Raw genomic sequence first — 19,210 nt, forward strand, 5'->3', positions numbered from 1 at the left:
CCTGCGTAGACAGCCTGCTAACAGTAAAACGACTAAAATTAAACCAAGCACTACCGTTAATGCTGGCTCTGATAATCGGGAAAACGTCATCCCCTGATTTGCTGGGTTCAACTGTTCCACCTTGTCCAGGCTGTCCCCATCATCTGACTTACTCCACTTAACCTTTTTATCCGATTTTGCTTCCTCCATGCGTCTACCTCCTTTCTCACGTCATCGTATTCATCAAAAATTCCAACTAAAAAACAAAAAAAGACAGAAGCTCCCGTTAGGGTCTTCTGCCTGATTACATGCCTCTCGCACCTTATGTTGTTTTCACGGGACCCTCTCACCAGTATGTCCCGTCAAGGACGATGGCAGACGATCTGCATCAACTATTCAACAGTGATCACAGTTGCTAGCATCTTGGGTCACATCTAGGATGGATTCCCCATTTGAATTCTCTTGACTCAAATCTGCCCCATCATTCGGCACAGCTTCTTTCAGCTTGCCACCACCTGGAAGCAAGTCCGCACAAGCCCGCTCCAAATAAGGATCTGCCTGAATGAAGTCACGGAATGCGATATATTCATTCCACATGTCAGCTGTCTGCCCGGCCTGACCGCGTACTGCACGGATTAATATGTTTTTTGGCGTATGCTCCATATCGATAAATTCGAGCAGCTGCGTTTTGTATCCCATCAGATCCAGCAGCTTCGCCCGGATGGCGTCCGTTGCCAATGCGGAGAAACGTTCCTTCAAAATACCGTGTGACAACAACGGATTCATCACGCTGGATTCAATCTGGTCAAACAGCTCGTGCTGACAGCACGGTACAGACAGAATGACGGAAGCCCCCCAACGAACGGCTTTCTCCAAAGCAGCATCGGTTGCTGTATCGCAGGCATGCAGCGTCACGACCATATCCACTTCATTCAGCTCGTCATAGTCAGCGATGTCTCCCACAAGGAACTTCAGGTCACCGTAATGCAACTTGTTTGCCAGATCATTGCAGTGTTCAATAACATCGGCTTTTAAGTCCAAACCAATGATCTTGAGCGATCTGCGCTGCTGTACAGACAAATAGTGATATAAAGCAAAGGTCAAATAAGACTTCCCACACCCAAAATCAACAATCGTAAGTGGACGGCCCTCCGGCAGATGCGGGATGACATCCTGTACCATCTCGAGGAAACGGTTGATCTGTCTAAACTTATCGTACTTGCGAGCCAAAACTCGGCCTTCCTCGCTCATAATTCCCAGCTCGACCAGGAAAGAGACTGGAACTCCATCTTCCAGCACATATTGTTTTTTACGATTATGCGAGAGGTCCACCGCCGTCTTGGAAGCAGACTTGGTCAAGATGGACACTTTATATTTTTTGCTGATCAAAATTTGATAATCTGCGTCTGCTGTACAGAGCAGTCCTTGACGAAACGTCTCCTCGCATAACAAAGTCATGCGTTCTGCCGCTTCAGCCGGAGTCAAATTCTCGTGCAGCACTTTGTTGGTATAATGAAATGCGAATTGATAATGCAACTGATTCTTGAGCGTTACCGGCTTGACTTGCACTTTGGTATACGAGACATTGTCCCGTCTGCGCAGCTGGCTCCAGGTCGCTGTAATCAGCGAATTCTGTTCAAAGATGTCTTGTATAAGCTTTCGCAATGAATCCACGGGGGTACATCTCACTTTCGATTTGGTTTGGTCAACCGTTACCATACCACAATTCCGTTCCCTCTCCAAGTTAAGGTGCGTATTCATGGGGTTTAACGATTTAGCTCGGCAAGCCCCTCTTCCACTTCCTCACGAGGCAAGCCCCCTTGCTGCAGTTGCTCATCTTCCAGTTGTCTTAACCTTTCATAGAAAGCCTGCACCTCACCCCGATAATGAATGGGATGACTGTCGTCTACCTGCAACAGTCTGTACCAGCTATTCTCTGCCTGATCATAACGCCCCTGTTGTTCACGATACAGGGCAAGCTGCTTTTCCGTTCGTGCCGGAAGTTCGTATGCTTTCGTTTGCTCCAATATTCCCTCTACACGCTCTGGTGCATCCAGCAGCTTCGGATTAGCCCCATGATTCAGTGCATACAGGTAAAAATGAAGTGATCTCATCAGACGAATAAGTGCTTCATCCTCTGACTCCATTTTTTCATGATCATCTATGCCCTCTACTTTGGACTTTTCATTATAAATGTACGCCTCTTCTTCGATCAGCCTGGCGGCTTGCTGCAGATTGTCCACTTCAATGACGCCGCGAAAACGGAACATCTCAATGACATCCTCGGCAGGCAGTGAGTTCAGCAACGATAAATTCAGGCCAAACTGCCTGCGCAGCAGCTCGTCCAGCTCGGACAGAGCCTCCGTGTGTTTTCGCTGTTGTTTGAGTGTAAATACCTTGCCGATCGCTTCTGTCATTTCCTCCATCATACGGAGCAGATAATCTTTCCTGAACATGCTATATGCCCCCTCATCGTTCGATCGTGTACATTCCAGTTTCATTTACATGATCCATTCTCATCATTTTAATTCATGCCATGACAAAAAGCCAAAACATGGTGAATGCCCCCCCATGCTCTGACCTGAACAAATAAAACCCCTGCCGTTCTTGAGCGAACGTTGCAGGGGTTTAGCAAGACCCAGACACTTCGCAAAGAAGGCGAAATATCTGGTACTATTCATGTTTCAGTAAATTACTTCGATAATCCCGCCAAAAATTGTTTAATGACCTGAATTAACTCTTCCGGAGCTTCATACATGCTCATATGTCCTGCTCCAGGAATCACAGCTTGTGTAATATGTGGCTTGTCACTTGTAAATGTGCGTTCTGGCGGAATGACGCCATCCTTCTCTCCGGCAACCAGCAGGACAGGAAGTGGTGTCGCTGACAATACATCACGGCGGTCCGGCCGTTCCCGCATAGCCAGTGCAGCTCCAGTTGCCCCTTGCGGCGCAGTCTGGTAACCGATTTCCTTCACACGTGTCACCTGCGCTGATAGCGATTCCACATGTTCTGGTGCAAACAGACCGGGAACCAACCCATCCACAAAATGAACAATGCCTTCCGTCTGAATGGTAGATACTGCACGAAGGCGCTTCTCCTTGCCCTCTTCAGTATCCGGATACGCTGTGGAATGAATCAAGCCGAAGGCATTCAATCGTTCCGGGTGGCGCTGTGCGATGGAGAGTGCGATATATCCACCCATAGAGTGACCGAGCAAGACAGCCTTATCCACCTTGAGCTCGTCCATTAATTGCAATACGTCATTGCCCATCTGATCGATGGTATAGCTACCTACAGGCGCGTCCGTTTTGCCATGTCCACGCAGATCGGGTACGATGCAACGATAGCTGCGTGCAAGCTCAGGCACAACTTCATCCCAATAGGATGAACTTCCGCAGTATCCATGGAGCAAAATGAGTGCTTCTCCCTTACCCTGTTCGGCATAACAAATCGTCGTTCCGTCACACATCACTTTTTCCATATTAAATCCCTCTCTCTGCGCAAATTAAATTCATTCAAGTTGTATATTATTAAGCCTGCAACTCATTTATGAAACGTTTGTCTGTATTTCACTGCTTCGGATACCGCCTCAGCAATCGTTCGGGACATCCCCATAACGAAATGCAGCGAGGTCATCTGAAGAATGGAATAAGGTCTCGGTCCATTCGCATTCACCACAGCAGCCACGCTGTAATGACCAACCGGCGGCAGCTTGCCGCCAACCGATCGGGCCGGAATAAGTGCATGTTCCGCGAGATAGTATGTACCTTCTGCCTGTTTTGGACCCAGACAAGCATCAATGGCGATGATGGCATGATGGGACGGGACAAGCGCCAGCCTCTTCTCCAGCGTATCGGCATCGCAGGGTGAAGCCAGTGTCCCGATCACGTGGTTCACTCCGTACTCCTGCAGCAGGCTCCCTGTCAGCGGGCCCAGTGCATCCCCGGTAGAACGGTCCGTCCCGATACAGACAAAGGTAATTTCATCGGGTGAATGAAGTTGGTAGATGTGCTTGAAAAATAATACCAAATCTTCTCCCTGCACATTTTTGCGGGCTTCCCTGCTTTGATGGCGAACCAATTCCCGCTTGTACACTGTCAATCTCTTTTCCCTCCTTTACACATGTACTCCCTACCTGAAGCTCTATTGTTGTATTCCTCATTTTACCCGATGCTTCGTTACGCCGCAAAAGCATTGGCCTGTGCCTGTCCAAACATGATACAATGACAACAGTTTCCGATATGGAAGGGATGGACATAACGATGGATTTAACGCAAGCAAGCGCAGCCAACATGGAATATATGATTGAAGCGATCAAAACGAAGCTGCGGATGGCCAGTGGAGCTGCCATGCAGGCTTCGGCTTTCCCACTCGACAAGTATGAAGATCTGTTTGACCTGTATGAGATGGTCCTAGGCAAGGAACATCTGAGTATTTCTGAAGTGGAAGCTGTCGCTTCCGAACTGGGTAACCTTCGTAAATCCTAGGCGACATTGTTCATAGAACTTTGAGCGGCTCTTTTTATGAAGGTAAAGCTATGAAGGTAAATCAACCCGTACAAAGAGGACCTGATTCCACGTCACAGTGGAATCAGGTCCTCTTGCGGTTGTTATATTCCAAGACCATCCTTACCGGACAGTCTGCTTCATGTTTTAAACCCTATTCCATCGGTATAAGTTACACCCTTTTCCTCAAGGCAAGTCTACCAGTACAAATTCAGCAGTCTCGCTGCCTGTACCAGTAATTTGCAGATCACAGCTCTTACGGATCCGTGCAGCATCACCCGGCTTGAGATTGAAGTTACCATCTGAACATACAATCTCGATATGACCACTAATCAGGAAGAGATGTGTACGCCTGTCTTCATGTTGAGGGTACATTAATTTTTTGCCGGATTCCAGATGGGATAGATAGCAAGTTACATCCTGTGAAATCGGTAATGCTCCCTCGGCTGCTTCCCCCCCTTGTCCCGATACAATCGGACAAAGACGGTTCAGATGCTCCTGATCCTCCAGGCGACGATTGGTATACGAGGGTTTGAGCATGCGCTGGGATGGCAAAAACCACATTTGTAAAAAACGTACAGGTTCATCCTCAGAGGGGTTAGTCTCCGAATGCTCGACCCCGGTCCCCGCACTCATGACCTGAACTGTTCCCGGTTCCAGCAATTGCTCTGTTCCCATACTGTCCGTATGTTTCAACGTACCTGATATCACATAACTAACAATCTCCAAGTCATGATGTGGATGTCTCTTAAAGCCTTCCTGCGGCATCAGTGTGTTGTCATTATGAGCCAGAAGACAACCAAAGTGGGCATTGCTTGGATCATCATAGTCCGCAAAGGAAAAGCTGAATTCACTGTGTATCCAACCTCGATCCGACGTGTGCCTTTCTTCCGATGTCACTACTTTAATCATATTCATCCACCTCCAAAGGTTTAGAGCTGCCACATCTTCGCAGCAGTTCATGCGTGTATATTTAGAATTCTATAGATCAATACCAGTTGGTATGTCATCTTTACCCGTGGCCCGGGAATTCTAATCACGCCCCTTGCTTAAGGTTATACGCTTTCTTCAGGTGAGTGAAGTCTGAATTCGCTGTCTGCCCGCCCCACAACTTTACCCGCGTCGTTCCGAATATCAGGTGGATATACCTCTGCCAGTCGTTCGATGGTTTTTCGATTGCTATATCCAATCTGCTCCAAGATGGATTGTGCAATCCAGGCCCATTCTTCTTCCGAACCGTCAAGCACTTTGAACGTGATTCCAAGGCGTTCCTTTTTCAGAGCAAAACCAAACACACCCTTGAAGCCGCCCTTGGCTACAATGTTGCTGTCTTCAAGCAGCACGGAGTCCACGCGTCCGGTTCCTCCTACCATTAGCGGATATTCGTTCATGGCTCCAGTGATGCTCTCTACCGCAGAGCGTGTAGATGGATCTTCAATCAGATCCGGGCAAGCCAGCTTCAAGTATGCGTTCGACAATGCCGATAACGGCAATGAAAATACCGGAAAGCCGCAGCCATCCGTCCCAAGTTTAATCTCTTTCTCTTCAATACCCGCCATGTAGGCCATGGTCTCCAGAATTTCACGCTGTACTGGATGTTCTGGCTCTGCATAACTCCCCAAGTCAGCCTGTTTCATCTGAGTGTATGCGAGAATGCCCAGATGTTTACCAGAACAGTTGTGGAGGATACGACGCTTTTCTCCTTGAGCACGCAGCCATTGATTCCGGCTTTCTTCATTCAGGGGATAACTTGGTGCACATATGAGGCATTCTTCTCCCAATCCTATTTTGCTTTCCAACTGCTCCAGCACCTGAATATGAATCGGTTCCGATCGGTGCGAGGAAGACATGATGGCAATCTCCTGAGCTGTCAGACCATAATGCCCGGCAATACCGGCCCGAATCCCCGGAATGGCCTGAAAAGGTTTGGCAGATGAACGGGTAAACGCTCTAAAATGAGGATCGCCAGCTGAATATACAATCCTGCCGTTCTCATCCGTAATGCTTATGTGTCCGTAATGGGCGCATTCCATAACGCCTGCACGGTATTCTTTAATTAACAGGGCACTCTCCATGCGAGTTCTCTCCTTTATACTCCCAAATTCATCTCTGCTTTGCGTCACGACGCCGCATGGGATATCTTAAATAGTATAGTACAAAAGCGACGTTTTTACAGTTTTTTCGACAGACATTTCGGGTAATCCTTTATCAATCTTTATCTACCTACTACCATCACTGAAGGAGACACTCATTTATGCAGCGCAAAACGCATTCATCCTCATCCGGGTTAAATCGCAAAAATTCATTACGTCCACTGCTCAAGTGGGCTGGTGTTGGAATGATAGCCAGTGTTTCGGTCGTCTTCTTGCTGGCGGCTCTGGGAGCGTTGCTTGGTAACGATGCTATCCTTTCATTGGATGACCGTATCCAGCAGCTGGTCTATCTGAACTCGGAATCACGTATTTATCTGCTGCCTTTCATTTCTTTCATTACTGCGCTCGGCTCTTTTAACCTTTCTGCCATGGCAGCTGTCGGTTTTTCAATCCTTTTCTTGCTGCAGCGCCGTCCCCGTTTCCTCATATATGGATATGCGTTACTCAGCAGTTTTGCCATGATGTGGATTCTGAACACCCTATTGAAGGAAATATTCAGACGCAGCAGACCTGAACTGGAACATCTGCTGGTCGTTCATGGATATAGTTTTCCAAGCGGTCATGCGATGATCTCGATGGGGTTTTATGGCATGTTATTTGTCATCTGGGCGATTGAAAGACAGCAACAGTTGTTTGGAGTTGCCCTGCCTGTCCTTTGCGGAATGGCATTTATATTCCTGATCGGTATTAGCCGGATCATGCTTGGCGTACATTATCCAACCGATGTTTTCACCGGATTTGCTGCCGGGCTGGCTTGGATCTGCTGTATGATTCAGGGGATTAAACGCTCCTTCTGAATTGCATTATCCTACATTTTCCATATCATTTCTCCACACGTTGATTGTTTCACCTGGAAGCACGGCGTTTATATACGAAGTAAGCAAACGCGAACAGACAACATCCTACATCAAGTATAAAGGAGGCGGTTGTTATGTGGGGTATCATTATCAGCATTGTGATGGCAGTCATTATTGGTGTAATCGGTGATGCACTTGCCGGTCACAACATGCCTGGAGGAATCATCGGTGCAATGATTGCCGGATTTGTCGGTGCCTGGCTAGGAGCACTTTTGCTTGGTAACTGGGGGCCGGTCATCGGCAACTTCGCCGTCATTCCTGCCATCATTGGAACAGCGCTCTTTGTCTTCTTGCTGGGGCTTGCGTCCAGACTGTTCAGACAGGCTGCCTGATCGGTCAACAAGGTGTTCGTTGTTTCGTATCCGTTTTTTAAATTTGAAGAAGGAGTGATTTGACATGAATAAAGCAGAAGAGCAATATCCTGTACAAAGCGGTTCCAATTTCGCCAAAGGTATTTTCATCGGAGGTTTGCTGGGTGCTGCAGCTGCGCTGCTCTTTGCCCCTAAACCAGGACGCGAATTGCGTGGTGACCTTTCCGAGAAAGTGGGCATCGTTACGGATCGCACGAAAGAAGTTGCAGCAGTTGTAGGTGATAAAGCTTCCGAACTGGCTAAAACGGTCTCTTCCAAAACTTCTGATATTGCAAAAACAGTAAACCAAGGACGTAATGACGTCATGGATTCCGTGAGAAAAGCTTCCGCTGATGTAGCGAATGAAGCAACCAAGGCGACAGAAGAAGTGGCTGCTGCTTCTGTAGAAGCCAAGGAAGATACACGTAAAGAAATAAATTCGACCAGCCTGTAAGGCTTGTGATCGAGTGACCAATAGCCAGCTGTATTCCAGCTGGCTATTTTTTATCCACACCGCGAGATTAAAGGAGGAAGAACATGAGTAAAGTCACAATGAACGGCAATACGCCCATTACCGGGGGAAAACCCGCACAACAGTATGATACCAGTGAGCACCCTTTTGAATTGCGTCATGAGGTAAAACGTCTGAACACAAGGCTGGATCAAATTGCTGACAGTCTGGAAAAATCTCAAATCAAGGATATTATCGAAAATTACAGCAGTCCAAAAAAACGCATCATTACCAATTTTACAGCCGGTATGGCACGTGGTTTGGGTTTGACCGTAGGGACCTTTGTTGTTCTTGGTCTGCTCGCCTTTATTCTTAGTCAATTCGTGAATATGCCGATTGTAGGACAATACATTGCTGACTTATTGGGATACATTGAAGATTATAAAAAATAAAGGAAGCATGTGATGCTTCCCAAGTCATTGCCTTCGTTTACCAATGCCACGTTTCTCTGTTTCCTTAACTGACGGCTGGGAGGACTTTACTTTGAGCAGATCCCCTGTCCAGCCTTTCATCATCATCCATACATACATGCCGACCATGCTAATGATGATAAGTACAAGGACAAGTACAACCCCCCAGGTTTTGTCGATCCAAGGCAGATTCTCAAAGTTCATTCCCCATATGGCTCCAGCAGCCGTTGCGGGCGTGAATACCGAGGTAACGAGGGTCAATGTCTTCATGATCTCATTGCCACGCACCCCTGAAATCGCATTATCAATGGAAATCAGCGTATCGATCTCTTTCTCATAATGTTTGAACAAACGCTCCATGCGTTCGATCCGGTGCTGGAGCTGCTGAAAAAATCGGTTCTCCTTCAGCTCGTCCAGATAAGCCTCCCTGGCGGCGGCCATCAATTCGGAATACGGGATGAACAGGTTACTCCAATACAGCAACTCAAATCGGGCAGCAAGAATCTGATCCATCAACGTTCGGGCATTGCGGGATTCCATCGTCCGCTCCAAATCACGCAGGTTCATCTCAAATTGATCCATGCCCACATGGTAATAATGCAAGATGGCTCGAAACAGCACAAACATGCCGTCCCGGGCTTCATTGCATTGTTGTAACATGGCTGCACGTTCACCTGTATTCATAATCCCTCTGGTATTGTCATCTACATTCAAGGTAACCAGTCTTTCTTGATCCACATAGAAAAACATCTGATTATCTTTACGTTGATCGTCTCTTTCATTCTTGACCGCATATAATAATGACCCGAATATGACGGGCTCCGTGCCGTTCATGAAGCGGACAGACAGATAATTGGACTCTACCGCCGGTATTTTGCGAAGCCAGTACTGCATTTCTGGAAATTCGCTCGTTAGTTCCTCCAAGGCTTCTGCCATACTTTCCTCATCCGGTGCCACCCAGTCCCACCATTCCCAATGGTCTGAATAGGTAGCCTTGTCCCGACGCGCTTCCAGTTTGACTTTATCCACAATCACTAACATCCACTCCTGCATTCATACTGTTCATTAAGAAATCATTGATCCCAAAAAAGGACACGTATGCATTCCATTGGAATCACGTGTCCTTCTTTATGCCGTGCTCAATATCATCACCGATCTGCATCTCATAATAATGAAGCGTTCGACATAATCTGTTTTAATTTCTCAGTGGCTCGCTTCTGGATACGGGATACACTCATTTGGGATACTCCCAGTTTCTGAGCAATTGCCCGCTGCGACTGACCATCCTGAAATGCCAAAATAAGCACCTTTTGTTCCTGTTCCTTCAACTGTCCCAATGCCTGCTGCAAGTCCATCCGCTTCTCGACCGAATCGAAGTCATTTACATCTGAACTGATCAGTTCGCCCAATGTGGCTGCACTCTCATCCTGTGAAAGCGGAGAATCCAGTGACACATAGTGGTAACATTCCCGACCAGCCAAAACTTCGATGGTTTCCTCAGGAGTTAAATCCAGGTATTCTGCAATCTCGTTCACACCTGGTGAACGCTCCAGCTTCACTGTCAATTCATCAATCGCATGCTGGACAAGTGCTCCCTTTTCCTTAATTCTGCGGGGCACCTGAATATACCAGGACTTGTCCCTTAAATAATTTTTCATATGACCGATCATGCTCTTCATGGCATAAGGTTCAAACGGAATACCCAGATTGATATCGTATTGCTTAAGCAAACGAATTAGAGCCATCTGCCCGGTCTGATACAAATCTTCATATAGATCGGGTCGGTTCCGCGCGATTTTACCTGCTGCCATTTTCACCATCGGTTCATATTTACGGATAAGAACTGTTGCAATTTCGTTATCCTGGGTCTGCTGGTATTCCCAGATCAAACCTATAGCTTCAGACATGGACTCTGGGGGAGTCACTTTTTCATTCATACTTTCTCCTCACTTCTTGCAAGACGTTTTACGAGTACTACTTTCGTACCTTTGCCCGTCTCACTTTCCACACTGACATCATCCATCAGAGCTTGCATCAGGTAAAATCCAAGTCCACCGATTTGGGCTTCAGACAGTTCTTTGTCGTGAAGGCCTGCGCGGGATACCGCCGGGTTAATGTTCTCGAAGCTGGCACCTTCATCTTTGACGGTAATGGCCAACGTGTCACTATCGACTTCGAACACAACCTCTACCATGCCGCCTTCGTGTGAGTAAGCATACAGTACAGAGTTATTACAGGCCTCGGATACAGCAACCTTCATATCCTCAATGTCCTCATAAGAAAATCCCATTTTGGACGCAACACCATATAGATTGAGTCTTACAATATCAACGTAATCAGCTGTCGCCGGTAAATTAAGGGTGACTCTTTGAACTTCTGCATTCATTCCTTTTTCGATCCTTTCCTATTGGGAATTCTTCTGTGGGACAAAGAATTTGGCAATACCCGTCATATCAAAAAGTTTCTGAATTTGCGCAGGAACTTCCTGTACTTCAAAGCGAGCTTCCATTCCATGCCGTGCTTTCAGAACAGATAACAGGATACCAATCCCTGTACTATCGATGTACTTCAGATCCTGCATGTTAATAATCAAATCTTGTTCCTTGTTATCCACGAGCGGCTCCATCACCAAACGGAATTCAGGAGCAACTGACAAATCCAGTTCGCCAGTCAGATACACCGTGCACACGCCATCCAGTGTTTCTGTTCTTGCATTGAATTTTTCATTTTTGTTTGTATTCATTAGACATCTCTCTCCTGATCAATGGTTTCTTTACCTAATAACCCATCTACAGCACATATGAAACAGTAATCGAATTAGCAAATATTTCAATTGGCCTGATTTATGGCCGATGTTTTGGATTTGAACAATCGCCTTTCTTCCTGAAATCGGGACAACTTCTGTTTCACATTGCCCATTTTCACAGGTTTGCTGATGTAATCGTCCATACCTACAGTGGAACATCGCTGCTGAATACCATCCATGACATTGGCGGTCATTGCTACAATAACCGGCTGCTGGTCTTGAGGAAGGCTCTCACGAATTCGGCGAGTACACTCCAATCCATCCATCACGGGCATTTGTAAATCCATAAATATATAATCATAGCTACGATTGGCCAACACCATATCCAGCGCCTTCTTGCCATCTTCGGCGATATCTGCGATGAGTCCAAGCTTGCTCAGCATGATGGACATTAGTTTCTGATTAATGGGGTGATCATCGACGATTAATACGCTTGGATGCATTTCATAATTTTTAATATCCGTATGCTGATCTTCCCCCATACCATTCGTGAGCTCAGTTTCGACATACCGCTGCGCCTGAATGGTAAATACAAACGTTGCTCCACGCATCTCCGTCGTATCCAGATATATCTGTCCACCCATCATTTCAACGAGCGTTTTACATATAGCCAACCCCAGACCGGTTCCTCCATACTTGCGCGTCATGGATGTATCCAGTTGGGAAAACGGCTGGAACAGGCGGTCGACTTTGTCTAGAGCTATACCTATTCCGGTATCTTTTACAGCAAACTCCAGCGTCATTCGCCCGTCCTTTTCTTCATTAACGGATACGATCAGATACACACCGCCATGGTCCGTGAACTTGATGGCATTGGCAATCAGATTCAACAGAACCTGACGCAGCCTTGCCATATCTCCATAGATCAATTGAGGTACCGAATCTTCCAGGAAATATTCCAGCTCAATATTCTTTTTGCCGGCTTCTGCCGCGAACAGTTTCAGTACTTCACGAATACAGGAAACAAGTTCAAACGGATGCTCTTCCAGTTCCATTTTTCCGGATTCCATCTTGGTAAAATCAAGAATATCATTAATCACCGTCACAAGTGCATCCGCACTGCGACGTACAATGTCCACATATTCCTTCTGATCTTCCTTCAGCTCCGTTTCCATCAACAGATCAACCATACCGATAACGCCATTCATGGGTGTGCGAATTTCATGACTCATCATGGCAAGGAACTCGGTCTTCGCGTTTGCAGCGATCTCCGCTTCCTCTTTGGCCTGAATGAGCTGCTGATTCATCTTCTCCAATTCCTGCGTCTTCTGGTGCAAAAGCATGGTCTGTGTTTTCAAACGTTTATTCGTGATAAACATTTCCACAAAGCCCTCGATTTTGGACTTCAAAATCTGAGGAATAAACGGTTTGACCATATAATCAATGGCCCCCGCGGAATAACCTGCAAATAAGTGTTCTGCCTCTCTGCTGTTGGCAGAGATGAAAATGATCGGCACGTCCTTGGACTTGTCACGCGCCTTGATTAATTTTGCTGTCTCAATACCGTCCATCCCAGGCATCTGCACATCAAGTACAATGACCGCAAATTCGTCTTTCAGCAAACAACGAAGTGCCTCTTCCCCGGAGGTTGCCTTGACGAGCTTGTACTGTTCCGATTCCAGAACCGCTTCGAGAGCGAGCAGGTTCTCGGGGCGGTCATCTACCAATAATATGTGGATTGGTTCATTGAGCCCCATGACTAAGCCTAACCCCCTATTTAATCTTCCGGTATATTTTTTCCGTCCGGTCTAACGGCTCGTAGGCATCGCTGAATTCCGTAAAATGTATTGATTCTTTAGAACCCAGAACAAGGATGCCAAAGTGGCTCAAACTTTCATGAAAAAGTCCGTGCACATGGTTCCGCAGTTCATCATTGAAATAAATCATGACATTGCGGCAAAAGATCACATTAAACTCGTTAAATGAACGGTCTGTTGCCAGATTATGCTCGGCAAAAATAATATTTTTGCGTAAATAAGGATGAAAAATAACAGAATTATATTTGGCCGTGTAATACTCTGAGAATGCACGTGTGCCCCCGGCTTCAAGGTAATTTGTAGTATATAGTTTCATTTTCTCGATGCCATATACGCCTTCCTTGGCCTGCTGCAAAGAGCGATCATTCATATCTGTCGCATATATTCTTGCCTTGTCGTACAGTCCTTCCTCGTGCAGCATAATCGCCATGGAATAGACTTCTTCTCCTGTGGAACAGCCGGCATGCCATATTCGGATATACGGATATGTTCTTAAGATCGGAATAATCTGTTCGCGAAACATTCGGAAAAGCGTAGGATCACGAAACATTTCCGTCACGGGAATGGACAAGTTCTGTACAAAACGATCAAACGCAGAACGGTCATGCAGCACCCGTTCTTGTAACCCGGAAATGGTCTTAACGCCTTCGGCATGTGCATAATGCCAGATTCTGCGCTTTAATGAAGGCAACGCATAGTTTCTAAAATCATATCCATATAAACGGTGCATACCTTCCAACAGCAACTCGATCTCGATCAGCTCACGCTCTTCATCTTGCGGCATGCGGATCGATTCTGCCTCCGCCTCGGTAGGTTTCCACGGTGTCATATTTTCTCTCCACTTCTTGATTTGTTACTTGCGTATTAGATGTATTGTCTTTCATTACCCAAACTATTGGGTTACGAATACAGCCATACCCGCATTAAGGATAACAATTGATCCGTTTGGATCGGTTTTTTCACATAATCGGATGCTCCAGCCTCAATACACTTGCCACGATCATCTTTCATCGCTTTTGCGGTTAAGGCGATAATTGGCAATTTTTCGAATCTCGGTATTTGTCTGATCCGCGTCATGGCCTCATAACCATCCATTTCCGGCATCATCATGTCCATTAACACCAGATCGATTTCCGGGTTCTTATCCAGAATCTCCAGAGCTTCACGGCCGTTCTCTGCAAATGTCACATCCATCCGATAACCTTCGAGCACACTTGAAAGAGCAAATACATTACGGATGTCATCATCCACAAGCAATATTTTCTTACCTTCAAACAAGGTTTCCTTATTATGCAGTTTCTGCAGAATTCGACGTTTGTCTTCCGGCAGATTGGCTTCTACCCGGTGCAGGAACAAGGTCGTCTCATCGAGCAGACGTTCAGGTGATTTCACGTCCTTGATGATAATGGACTCCGCATATTTGCGAAGCTTCATCTCTTCTTTACTGTCCAGCTCTTTGCCTGTATAAATAATGATCGGCAGATCATTCAAATATTGATCGTCCCGAATCTGATCAAGCAATTCAAATCCGGTCATATCTGTCAGCATCAAGTCCAGTACCATACAGTCATAGCGTTGACTGTGCAATTCATTCAAGGCCTCACTGCCGGTGGACACTGCCGTGATTGCAACATCATCGTGGCCGATCAGTTCAATGATTGCTTTCCGCTGTATTTCATCATCTTCCACAATCAATAGACGTTTCAATTGATTCTCTGTATAGGATTCGATATGCGAGAAAGCTTTATCCAGCGAATCTTTACTGGAAGGTTTTTTCAGATAAGCAATGGCTCCCATCATCAAACCTTGTTTCATATCATCGATTACCGAAATCACATGGACCGGGATATGACGTGTCGCGGAGCTGCTTTTCAGTTCGCCCAGAATTGCCCAGCCATCCATGACAGGCAACTGAATATCAAGGATTATCGCATCCGGCAAATATTGACGGGCCATTTCGAGTCCTTTGTCTCCCTGAAGCGCCACAATCGCCTTAAATCCTCTGCCTCTCGCCATATCCATCAAAATATGCGCAAAATTCACATCATCCTCAATGATAAGGAGAATCTTGTCGCCTTCCATCAGGTTCTTCTGATCATCTTCCAGCTGGGCAAGTACAGGTGAGTCGGGTTGAGGCATTTTCATAAACGAATTACTATCCGGATCCGATGTAAGGACCATCTGTCTGCCTGAACGCATCGTCCACGTCTCTCTTGCAGACTGTTCGATCTCAGAAGAAGCAGCAGCTTCTGTCATAGCTTCGTCCACCTGAATCTCTTCTTCGTGATTATCCGGCAGGTACAGAGTAAAGCTGCTGCCCACACCTTCGGATGATTCTACCTGAATGGCACCACCAAGCAGGCGAGCAAGTTCGCGACTGATGGACAGTCCAAGGCCCGTTCCGCCATATTTGCGGCTCGTTGTACCATCCACCTGCTGGAATGCTTCAAAGATCAAATCCGTTTTGTCCGAAGGAATTCCGATTCCGGTATCCTTCACGGTAAAGCCTACATATTCCTGATTCGTATTCAGGTATCCAGGAAGCTCTTCCATTTTCATCTTCCGTCCAATCAGGCTTACCGATCCCCGGTTGGTAAATTTGAACGCATTCGACAACAGATTTCGCAAAATCTGCTTCACGCGATGGCTGTCGGTATATACCCATTCCGGCAAATTGCTGTCGAACTCAATGTTCAGGCTGAGTTCTTTTTTGTTCGCCATTGGACCGAAATTCTGTTGAACAAAGCTGGTCAGTTCATCCATGCGAACCGTCTCATAGTTGATGTCCATTTTTCCCGCATCCACCTTGGACAGATCCAAAATTTCATCAATCATTTTCAGCAGATCTGCACCCGACATATAGATCGTTTGGGCATATTCCTGCTGTTTAACACTCAGATTTCCATCCTTGTTCTCCGATAACAATTGGGACAGAATCAAAAGACTGTTAAGTGGCGTACGAAGTTCATGCGACATATTTGCCAAAAATTCGGATTTGTACTTGCTCGTCATCGACAATTGCATGGCTTGCTGTTCCAGCTGTGTTTTCGTTTTTTCAATCTCGTCGTTCTTCTCTTCCACTTCACGAACTTGTTCTTCCAATGCTCGTGTCTTGGCAATCAATTCGGTATTGAAGTGCTCCAATTCTTCCTGTTGACGCTGAAGAAGCTCTTCCGAACGTTTGAGGGCCCCCGTCTGCTCTTCCAGATTTTCATTGGAACGGCGCAGCTCTTCTTGCTGGGTCTGAAGTTCTTCAGATTGAACCTGTAATTCCTCCGTAAGCGCCTGGGATTCGCGCAGCAGTTCCTCCACCCGCAAACGGCGGCGAACGTTGTTAAGAATGACGCCCAGATTCATAATCAGCTGCGAGAACAGCTGTGTATGCAGATTCGTGAACCCTTCAAACGAAGCTAGTTCGACCACACCAATCAGTTCATCCTCAAATACGACAGGATAGATCATCACACCCGAAGCACGCGATGAGCCCGTTGCTGATCCAATGTTCACATAATCCTCCGGAGTTTTTTCCATGATTATTGGAGTCATATCCAATGCGGCTTGTCCAATTAATCCCTCTCCGATCCGGTAAACCTCTTTGCCAACATCTTCATTCTCTTCAAACGCATAAGCACCATAACGTCTCAGTTCGTCCGGATGTTTCTCTTCATCGATCAGATATACAACGCCCAGTTGAGCTCCAAGTACAGGCGTAAATTCACTGATAAACATCTGTGAGATCTGGCGAATGGAGCCAATACCTCGCAGCAATTCCGGAACTCTGGCTATGTTGGAACTCATCCAGTTCTGATCTTGCTGTGCTTGTAAATAAGCTTTCTCGACTTCCAGTTTCTCTTCCAAATCATTGGAGACATCCTTGAACACACTGGCAATCTGCCCAATCTCGTCGGTGGACTTCACCTGTATACGACGAATGGTTCGATAGCGACCTTTACCAAAACTGGTAATCATCATCGACACCGTATTCAGACCACGCGTAATACTAGGCAGTACCCACATAATAACCCCGAGAGCAAGCAGTAGCCCCGCAATCATGATGCCTACTGTAATCTGGACTGCTCGTGTATATGCTGCGTTAGCAACCTTAATTTCGCTATCAATCTCCTGATCCTGAAAACGGGAGAGTGCATTTAGACTGTCCACAGCTTCCTTTTGCACAGCAAGACCCGTTGAATTCCTGTAGTTGTTACCATCTTCCGCACGTCCTTGAGACATCAAGCTGAGCTGTTTGGCGGCATAAGAATTATAAGAATTCCAAGCCACATTCACACGGTCAACCAGTTGATGCTCCGACGCACTGTCAGCCCGTTGACGAACTTCCTTAAGGTAACCTTCTCCCCGTTCCTGCATTTCCTTAAGCTCATTTTCTGCAGTGCCGGTTGAGTTATTCGGGTTAAGCAACAAGTTAGCCAGCACTTTCGCGATATCATTAACCTCTCCACGTACGGATGAGGTGTATCTAACCTTTAAATATCGCTCCTGATACATTTGGTCAACCTGTTTATTGCTGCTGTTCAGCCGTTCGTAGCTCACAAACGTAAGCACGATCAATATGGCCATCAGAGCGGTAAAGCCGATCAGCAGTTTATTTCTGATTTTCATTCAGCTTCGCCCCCTTTATTTAAGGTAATCCAGACCAAACATTTATCATCATCCCGCTCTTGCGGAATTTCATCATCGAAGAATAATGCCTGCATGGCCGCTTCATCCCATTGGTGGGAGCCCGCCAGTTGTTCCTTCAGAAATGCCTGCTGCATTTCCTGGTCGCCCTGAACGGCTTCGGTTAATCCATCCGTATACAGCGCAATGTGCCCATCACCTTCATAGTGAATCGTCTGTGGTTCAATGTCCATCTTGTCGAACAGACCGACAGGACAGCAGACGCTGTCAAACGTGGTTACACTTCCATCATGACGGAAAAAGAGTGCTGGTGGATGGCCTGCATTCACGTAGTCAATCCGCTTCATTCGAGTATCTACGACCAGATATATCGCTGTAAAATAGTACTGCACCAGCTGTTTTTCCAAATGCAGCTGATTAAAGCGACGATTCAGCTCCTGAATGACCTTCTCCGGGTCTACATATGTTGTAACGGTGTCTTTCAGCACGGAAGCAATGAACATCGTAAATAGTGATGAAGATATCCCATGCCCCATCATATCCAGCAGCAGAACTCCATATCTGCCTTCACCAAGCGGATACCAAGAATACAAATCACCCGCGAGTTCAAACGAAGGTTTGTAAATGGCATTAACGTGAAATAGCGGATCTTCAATAGCAGGGCTTAACACGGCATTCTGTACCATCGCCGCAAGTTTCAGCTCATCCTGAATCCGCTGATCCCGCTCTTTATGCCAGTCCTTCTCTTGCTTCAGACGAAGCGCAAGACGGATTCTGGCCATCAGTTCCACTTTATTGATTGGTTTGGTCACGTAATCGGATGCCCCTGCATCCAGCGCCTCAGCCAATTTCTTGGAATCTCCGATCGCAGTAACCATAATAATAGGTATGTCCTTGAGATTCTCAAATTTCTGCACAATGCTGCATGCTTCGATTCCATCCATCTCCGGCATCATCATATCTAGCAAAATCAGGTCAATATCCGACGGTTTGGGACGAAGTTCATTGTTTTCCTCCCCAATCCCTAGAACTTCAAACATCTCCATGGCAGAACTTGCCGTTACAATGTCACGATAGTTTTCTTTTTTCAGAATTTCTCGAATGATAATGACATTCGTCGGATTGTCGTCAACAATAAGTATTCTCATTTCTATCTCCTTATCTGTGGCGTCCGGGTTTGTCGATTCTTATCAGGTCCGCTAACAACCTTAATTATACAAATTTCGCATTCAAGACAGCGG

General features: G+C 46.4%; 19 protein-coding genes. 5 read left to right on the top strand and 14 right to left on the bottom strand.

Annotation, left to right across the window (positions count from 1 at the left end):
* Positions 1-375: 375 nt before the first annotated feature.
* The 4 genes from P364_RS0117300 to yyaC form a co-directional block, all read right to left on the bottom strand.
* The gene (locus tag P364_RS0117300) at positions 376-1,653 is read right to left on the bottom strand and encodes a class I SAM-dependent methyltransferase (RefSeq protein ID WP_024631346.1); all 1,278 of its coding nucleotides are present in this window, start codon (positions 1,651-1,653) and stop codon (positions 376-378) included.
* Positions 1,654-1,745: 92 nt separating this feature from the next.
* On the bottom strand, positions 1,746-2,435 hold the full coding sequence (locus tag P364_RS0117305) for a DUF6483 family protein (protein WP_024631347.1): 690 nt from the start codon (positions 2,433-2,435) through the stop codon (positions 1,746-1,748).
* Between the two features lie 236 nt (positions 2,436-2,671).
* Complete coding sequence (locus tag P364_RS0117310; protein ID WP_024631348.1) at positions 2,672-3,463, bottom strand: alpha/beta fold hydrolase; 792 nt, start codon at positions 3,461-3,463, stop codon at positions 2,672-2,674.
* Between the two features lie 62 nt (positions 3,464-3,525).
* Complete coding sequence (gene yyaC, locus P364_RS0117315; RefSeq protein WP_052016667.1) at positions 3,526-4,077, bottom strand: spore protease YyaC; 552 nt, start codon at positions 4,075-4,077, stop codon at positions 3,526-3,528.
* A gap of 167 nt (positions 4,078-4,244) precedes the next feature.
* Between yyaC and P364_RS0117320 the strand changes: the two genes are divergently transcribed.
* Complete coding sequence (locus tag P364_RS0117320; protein ID WP_024631350.1) at positions 4,245-4,469, top strand: DUF1128 domain-containing protein; 225 nt, start codon at positions 4,245-4,247, stop codon at positions 4,467-4,469.
* Between the two features lie 204 nt (positions 4,470-4,673).
* On the opposite strand, the gene P364_RS0117325 is transcribed toward P364_RS0117320, so the two are convergent.
* Together P364_RS0117325 and P364_RS0117330 are read right to left on the bottom strand one after the other, a co-directional pair.
* Entirely contained in the window at positions 4,674-5,399 is a 726-nt protein-coding gene (locus tag P364_RS0117325) for a pirin family protein (RefSeq protein WP_024631351.1), read from the bottom strand.
* A gap of 143 nt (positions 5,400-5,542) precedes the next feature.
* Complete coding sequence (locus tag P364_RS0117330; protein ID WP_024631352.1) at positions 5,543-6,562, bottom strand: asparaginase; 1,020 nt, start codon at positions 6,560-6,562, stop codon at positions 5,543-5,545.
* 179 nt (positions 6,563-6,741) lie between these two features.
* Here P364_RS0117330 and P364_RS36245 point away from each other — a divergent pair, with 179 nt between their 5' ends.
* From P364_RS36245 to P364_RS0117350, 4 genes are all read left to right on the top strand, one after another.
* Positions 6,742-7,437: a phosphatase PAP2 family protein gene (locus tag P364_RS36245; RefSeq protein ID WP_024631353.1), complete on the top strand. Its 696-nt coding sequence runs from the start codon at positions 6,742-6,744 to the stop codon at positions 7,435-7,437.
* Between the two features lie 134 nt (positions 7,438-7,571).
* Positions 7,572-7,829, top strand: a complete 258-nt coding sequence (locus P364_RS0117340) for a GlsB/YeaQ/YmgE family stress response membrane protein (RefSeq protein ID WP_024631354.1) — start codon at positions 7,572-7,574, stop codon at positions 7,827-7,829.
* Positions 7,830-7,893: 64 nt separating this feature from the next.
* Complete coding sequence (locus tag P364_RS0117345) at positions 7,894-8,301, top strand: YtxH domain-containing protein (RefSeq protein WP_024631355.1); 408 nt, start codon at positions 7,894-7,896, stop codon at positions 8,299-8,301.
* Between the two features lie 83 nt (positions 8,302-8,384).
* A complete protein-coding gene (locus P364_RS0117350; RefSeq protein ID WP_024631356.1) occupies positions 8,385-8,750 on the top strand; it encodes a DUF5665 domain-containing protein in 366 nt (121 codons plus the stop codon).
* Positions 8,751-8,774: 24 nt separating this feature from the next.
* Here the strand turns inward: P364_RS0117350 and P364_RS0117355 are convergent, their stop codons facing one another.
* The 8 genes from P364_RS0117355 to P364_RS0117390 form a co-directional block, all read right to left on the bottom strand.
* Positions 8,775-9,803: a magnesium transporter CorA family protein gene (locus tag P364_RS0117355; RefSeq protein ID WP_024631357.1), complete on the bottom strand. Its 1,029-nt coding sequence runs from the start codon at positions 9,801-9,803 to the stop codon at positions 8,775-8,777.
* Between the two features lie 128 nt (positions 9,804-9,931).
* A complete protein-coding gene (locus P364_RS0117360) occupies positions 9,932-10,705 on the bottom strand; it encodes a sigma-70 family RNA polymerase sigma factor (RefSeq protein WP_024631358.1) in 774 nt (257 codons plus the stop codon).
* Positions 10,702-11,154 (bottom strand): anti-sigma B factor RsbW, encoded by a 453-nt coding sequence (gene rsbW, locus P364_RS0117365; RefSeq protein WP_024631359.1) that lies wholly within the window; start codon positions 11,152-11,154, stop codon positions 10,702-10,704. The genes P364_RS0117360 and rsbW overlap by 4 nt, the downstream gene beginning before the upstream one ends.
* An 18-nt stretch (positions 11,155-11,172) precedes the next feature.
* Positions 11,173-11,511: an STAS domain-containing protein gene (locus P364_RS0117370; protein WP_024631360.1), complete on the bottom strand. Its 339-nt coding sequence runs from the start codon at positions 11,509-11,511 to the stop codon at positions 11,173-11,175.
* 86 nt (positions 11,512-11,597) lie between these two features.
* Complete coding sequence (locus tag P364_RS0117375) at positions 11,598-13,271, bottom strand: response regulator (RefSeq protein ID WP_024631361.1); 1,674 nt, start codon at positions 13,269-13,271, stop codon at positions 11,598-11,600.
* Positions 13,272-13,287: 16 nt separating this feature from the next.
* Positions 13,288-14,160: a CheR family methyltransferase gene (locus P364_RS0117380; protein ID WP_024631362.1), complete on the bottom strand. Its 873-nt coding sequence runs from the start codon at positions 14,158-14,160 to the stop codon at positions 13,288-13,290.
* 71 nt (positions 14,161-14,231) lie between these two features.
* A complete protein-coding gene (locus P364_RS0117385) occupies positions 14,232-17,951 on the bottom strand; it encodes a response regulator (protein ID WP_024631363.1) in 3,720 nt (1,239 codons plus the stop codon).
* Positions 17,948-19,117, bottom strand: a complete 1,170-nt coding sequence (locus P364_RS0117390) for a PP2C family protein-serine/threonine phosphatase (RefSeq protein ID WP_024631364.1) — start codon at positions 19,115-19,117, stop codon at positions 17,948-17,950. The genes P364_RS0117385 and P364_RS0117390 overlap by 4 nt, the downstream gene beginning before the upstream one ends.
* Positions 19,118-19,210 lie beyond the last annotated feature (93 nt).

It is taken from the genome of Paenibacillus sp. MAEPY2 (genome assembly GCF_000499205.1).
GTDB classification, from domain to species: Bacteria; Bacillota; Bacilli; order Paenibacillales; family Paenibacillaceae; genus Paenibacillus; species Paenibacillus vandeheii.

Coding starts and splice junctions, on each gene's coding strand:
- P364_RS0117305 (WP_024631347.1), bottom strand. CDS start 2,435: ATGTTCAGGAAAGATTATCTGCTCCGTATGATGGAGGAAATGACAGAA.
- P364_RS0117350 (WP_024631356.1), top strand. CDS start 8,385: ATGAGTAAAGTCACAATGAACGGCAATACGCCCATTACCGGGGGAAAA.
- P364_RS0117385 (WP_024631363.1), bottom strand. CDS start 17,951: ATGAAAATCAGAAATAAACTGCTGATCGGCTTTACCGCTCTGATGGCC.
- P364_RS0117345 (WP_024631355.1), top strand. CDS start 7,894: ATGAATAAAGCAGAAGAGCAATATCCTGTACAAAGCGGTTCCAATTTC.
- rsbW (WP_024631359.1), bottom strand. CDS start 11,154: ATGAATGCAGAAGTTCAAAGAGTCACCCTTAATTTACCGGCGACAGCT.
- P364_RS0117340 (WP_024631354.1), top strand. CDS start 7,572: ATGTGGGGTATCATTATCAGCATTGTGATGGCAGTCATTATTGGTGTA.
- P364_RS0117390 (WP_024631364.1), bottom strand. CDS start 19,117: ATGAGAATACTTATTGTTGACGACAATCCGACGAATGTCATTATCATT.
- P364_RS0117320 (WP_024631350.1), top strand. CDS start 4,245: ATGGATTTAACGCAAGCAAGCGCAGCCAACATGGAATATATGATTGAA.
- P364_RS0117325 (WP_024631351.1), bottom strand. CDS start 5,399: ATGATTAAAGTAGTGACATCGGAAGAAAGGCACACGTCGGATCGAGGT.
- P364_RS0117370 (WP_024631360.1), bottom strand. CDS start 11,511: ATGAATACAAACAAAAATGAAAAATTCAATGCAAGAACAGAAACACTG.
- P364_RS36245 (WP_024631353.1), top strand. CDS start 6,742: ATGCAGCGCAAAACGCATTCATCCTCATCCGGGTTAAATCGCAAAAAT.
- P364_RS0117375 (WP_024631361.1), bottom strand. CDS start 13,271: ATGGGGCTCAATGAACCAATCCACATATTATTGGTAGATGACCGCCCC.
- P364_RS0117360 (WP_024631358.1), bottom strand. CDS start 10,705: ATGAATGAAAAAGTGACTCCCCCAGAGTCCATGTCTGAAGCTATAGGT.
- P364_RS0117380 (WP_024631362.1), bottom strand. CDS start 14,160: ATGACACCGTGGAAACCTACCGAGGCGGAGGCAGAATCGATCCGCATG.
- P364_RS0117330 (WP_024631352.1), bottom strand. CDS start 6,562: ATGGAGAGTGCCCTGTTAATTAAAGAATACCGTGCAGGCGTTATGGAA.
- P364_RS0117310 (WP_024631348.1), bottom strand. CDS start 3,463: ATGGAAAAAGTGATGTGTGACGGAACGACGATTTGTTATGCCGAACAG.